Here is a 3,804-nt window from a genome sequence, read left to right on the forward strand (position 1 = left end):
GGCGCCCCGCCCCGCGGCGGCCCCGGCCGCGCCCGGCCCGCCACCCGCGCCCCCCCACCAGGAGGGGGTTCCCGAAGACGGTGTCGGTGAGGTCCGGCGGAGGCGGGGGCGCGGCGGACGAGGAGCAGGAGCCGGACCGGGCGTGCGGGCCGGCGGCGTATTGGAGGGCGAGCAGGAGGGCCTCGAGTTCGTTGGTGCGGGTCTCGGCGTAGTCGATGACGGCCAGCATCCCGGGCACGCTCGGGAGGCTGGTGTCCTTGCCGGCTGGGGCTTGTTCGGTGGGATCGACTCGGGCGGGAGAGGGCCGAGGAGGCCCGTGACCCAGCCCTCCCCGGCGGTGCGACACAGTTCGACGGCGAGGCGGGTCTTCCCGGAGCCGCCCCGCCCGCCGACCACGCGGACGGAGAAGGGCTCGGGGGCGGTGAGCCAGTTCCGCAATCAGAAAAGAAGTAATCAGAGACAGGCCCACCTGGCATTTGGACCGCATCTCATATCCTATTTGTCTCGGAAGGCAGCGGTGATGGACATGGCGGAGTTTCGGGTGTCCACTTTCAACCTTTGAGAACTTTGACGAGCCAGGCCCGGGAGTGGGGCCGGCGCTGGCCGAACGGATCGAGCTGATGCGACCACAAATTGTCCGGTTTCGTGCGGATCTTGCCTTTTTTCAGGAGGTGAACGGCCAGGAGCGTCCAGGCCAGCCCCGAGCCTTGGCGGCACTGGAACAGCTGTTGGCCGGCACTAACCTCGCTGGTGCCACCCTCGTCAGCGCGCGGGGAGAGGACGGCGGTGTGTTCGCCGAACGGAACCTGGTGATTGCCACCCGTTCGCCGGTGCTGCAGTCGAGCAGTTGAGCAATGACTTGGTCGCAAAGCTCCAGTATCGGCGCCTCACCGCGCTCCCCTAGATGCCGCCGCAGTAGAGATCGGAGTGGAACGCCCCATTCTGTACGTGCAATTGGATCTGGGCAACGGACGACGGCTGCACGCGGTCAATGTGCACTTGAAATCCAAGACTCCAACACACATCCCCGGACAGTGTCGACAGGATCCTGGAGGCTGAACCGGCGGCCCGCATCATTGTCGCGGGCGACTTCAACGCGACGCTCGAAGAGGTACCGGTCAAGACTATCCGCGGCGATGTCGAGGACACCGGCAACACCGAACTGGCCAGAAGGATCCTGGTGCCGATTGAGCACACCCTTTCGAGTCAGTCGGGTACACCCTCTTTCACCAGGGCCGCGGCCAGATGCTTGACCACATGCTGGTGACCCGAAACCTGCTGGAAGACTACCTGCGTTCAGAGATCCACAACGAGGTTCTCCACGACGAGTCCGCTGCCTTCGCCGTCGACCGCAATACCCCGAATCCGACCACGCCCCCGTCGTCGCGACCTGCAGTCTTCAATACTCGGTGATTCCGGTAGCATGCCGTAGGATGCCGCATAGCCGCTTCCTCATCATCAGCGCTTTAGGGACCCACCATCCTCGGAATGTTCCGGATGACCGATAGAGAAGGGGTTGCGAAGCGCCATATATGCCCGTGGGCCTTCTGCTTTCGCAGGAGTTTCCAGGCCTTCCTGGGCTTCGTCGACTGCGCCAGCTGTTACGTGCAGAAGTGTGAAGGCTGCCGTCCAAGGCTGGCCTTATCGCTTCGGCAGGTCTCTCAGCCATTCACTCACGCGCGAGATGACCGCTTCGTGGCTGGCAGCGTACGTAATCACTGTTTCTGACGCTTCACCTGAGGTCGAAGTGAGCCGAGCCCGAAAAGGCTCTGCATGCTCCGATTCGTACCAAACGCTGATCACAAAAGTTGCCTCATGTCGTCCTACTTCCCCCTCGTTGGCCATCATGGAAGCCACAGCAGGTACCTCGCCTTCTCCAGATCGTTAATAATTCTCCGTTGCGGACGCCATCCCAAGATTCATCAAAAACTTCGGATAGATCGCTCTCAGTAATATGCTGGCCGATAAGTCTCAAGGTCGGGGATGGCTTCGATCAAGAAAGCGTCAAGATGATGATCCTTTGGATCCGACCATCTTCGACTGGCAGTTCTACGGGAACCAGTAAGCCGCTGAATCTGGGTAGGAGCAGCTGCCTCTTCCTGAGGGAGCCGGCATACGCCAAAAGTGGACACCATGCGGGGCACTTATGTTGTAACCAAGGCATTGGCTACGTCTGGGACGTCAGACCGGCAACCGCACCGCTGTGACGTCCTGATTGTGGCGGGAAACAATGGCGGCGTCCATTTCTTTCTTCTTTAAGATGGGCTAATTTGATACTCAGGCTGGGAGAGTTGGAAGGAGAAACGAAGGTCTTCCTGGGCGAGATAGATTGTTTAGCCGCTGAAGGGAAGGACGGATAGTAAGGTGCGGCGGCCAATGTTGACTGCCGCCCGTCATGCATACGCTGCGGCGACCTCCCGAGAGCCTGGAGGTTGCGAGTATCGACATGGGGGACTTGATGTTAAAGGACAAAGACGTCCGCTTTCAATTGAACCTTTTTCAACGCTGGCAATTACTGTGCGGGCAAACTGAGGTTCATGTTGCTTCCAGGCAACAGCGGCTAATTGCCGCTCTGGCACTTTTTGGTCCCCGGAACCGACGCTACATGAGTGGCCTTTTGTGGCCGGACAGCCCAGAAGCCCGCGCCTTGGAAAGTCTGCGGGTAAGCATGCATCTAATATCGAGGCAGGCTCCTGGGCTGTTGGTAAATGGGGGGGCCGTTCTTTCTTTGGTTGACAGCCTGAGCGTGGATCTCCACCAATGCCTCGAACAGATCCGGAATTGTGAACGCTGTGTGTCGAGTGCAGAAGAAGATGCTTGTCTTTCCCATGTCCTGCGCGCCGACCTGTTGCCTGGCTGGTATGAAGACTGGGTAATCTTGGAGCAGAACCGACTGCGGAACTTTCGGTTGCGCGTGTTGGCGGGACATGCGCGTCGATGGCTTGAGCAGGAGGAGGCTGAAAAAGCAGCCGACGCGGCCCGGAGCGCTCTCGAGCTTGAGCCACTACAGGAAAACTGCGTCGGGCTCCTGATGCGTGCTGAACTTAAACAGGGAAACAGCGCCCGCGCCGTCAACACGTTCGAAGATTTTAAAGCCAGACTGACTGCGGAGCTGGGGGTAAATCCCTCGCCCCACCTCACCGAGCTTGCGACTGGCATCCGCGCATCGCTAAGGCAGTGACCTACGGTCCAGTCTCTGCAAGTGGGGCCGGCGGTCGCGCAGCTCCTCCGCAGTGGGGTAGACAAGCTTGTTCCGTCTTTTCGGTCAAGGACGGCCGAGTATCGCCTTTGCCGTCAAGGTTACGAGTTCAGACGGCCGGTTTATACAGCCAGTCGCACCGTGCCTAACGGCCTTCGCAACGTGCTCAGCACAGCCTGCAGGAGAATCAGGCGGCCCGCCCATATCGGGAGTAATCAGTTCGTAAGAACCCACCCTGTCGCTTGAGGGCATTCTCAGTACTCCAACAGCATGCGGAACTGCGGCTCGAACAGAAACAGTGCACCTACTAATCCGGCCCTTCGCATTTAGGCATGGTTGAGGGTGTTCTTCCGATAGGGTCGGTGGCCGCCGGCGGCGAGTAGGCATCTGAGTCTGTAGTTGGTGAAGTTCCGAAAGCCGCGGGCGATGCGGCGGGTGGTCTCGATGACGCCGTTGATCGCTTCGGTGGGGCCGTTGGAGGCGCCGAAGGTATCGAAGTAGGCCAGTATTGCCGCCTTCCATTGTTTGAGTGTCCTGCCGAGGCGGCCGACTTCCGGGATCGGGCAAGTCGGGAACGAGGAGATCACTTCGGTCACGAGGTCCCT

Annotated in this window: 5 protein-coding genes; 3 read left to right on the top strand and 2 right to left on the bottom strand. The window is 60.3% G+C overall.

The features are described 5' to 3' along the window. A partial coding sequence (locus ACIP9X_RS19420; RefSeq protein WP_400481394.1) for a hypothetical protein occupies nucleotides 1-238 on the bottom strand: 238 nt, incomplete at its 3' end. Between the two features lie 349 nt (nucleotides 239-587). Here ACIP9X_RS19420 and ACIP9X_RS19425 point away from each other — a divergent pair. The 3 genes from ACIP9X_RS19425 (at nucleotide 588) to ACIP9X_RS19435 (ending at nucleotide 3,181) form a co-directional block, all read left to right on the top strand. Next, nucleotides 588-851: a hypothetical protein gene (locus ACIP9X_RS19425; protein ID WP_400481395.1), complete on the top strand. Its 264-nt coding sequence runs from the start codon at nucleotides 588-590 to the stop codon at nucleotides 849-851. A 406-nt stretch (nucleotides 852-1,257) separates the two neighbouring features. Continuing rightward, complete coding sequence (locus tag ACIP9X_RS19430) at nucleotides 1,258-1,413, top strand: hypothetical protein (RefSeq protein WP_400481396.1); 156 nt, start codon at nucleotides 1,258-1,260, stop codon at nucleotides 1,411-1,413. A gap of 1,045 nt (nucleotides 1,414-2,458) precedes the next feature. Next, nucleotides 2,459-3,181, top strand: coding sequence for a BTAD domain-containing putative transcriptional regulator (locus ACIP9X_RS19435; protein ID WP_400481397.1), 723 nt, complete (start codon nucleotides 2,459-2,461; stop codon nucleotides 3,179-3,181). Between the two features lie 344 nt (nucleotides 3,182-3,525). Here ACIP9X_RS19435 and ACIP9X_RS19440 read toward each other — a convergent pair. Further along, the coding region (locus tag ACIP9X_RS19440) for a transposase (protein WP_400481398.1) at nucleotides 3,526-3,804 on the bottom strand (279 nt) is incomplete at its 5' end.

Source organism: Arthrobacter sp. NPDC093125 (assembly GCF_044754225.1).
GTDB lineage: Bacteria > Actinomycetota > Actinomycetes > Actinomycetales > Micrococcaceae > Arthrobacter.

Bases quoted from the DNA above. Each gene is read 5' to 3' on its own strand.
- ACIP9X_RS19430 (WP_400481396.1), top strand. From the start codon at position 1,258: ATGCTGGTGACCCGAAACCTGCTGGAAGACTACCTGCGTTCAGAGATC.
- ACIP9X_RS19435 (WP_400481397.1), top strand. From the start codon at position 2,459: ATGTTAAAGGACAAAGACGTCCGCTTTCAATTGAACCTTTTTCAACGC.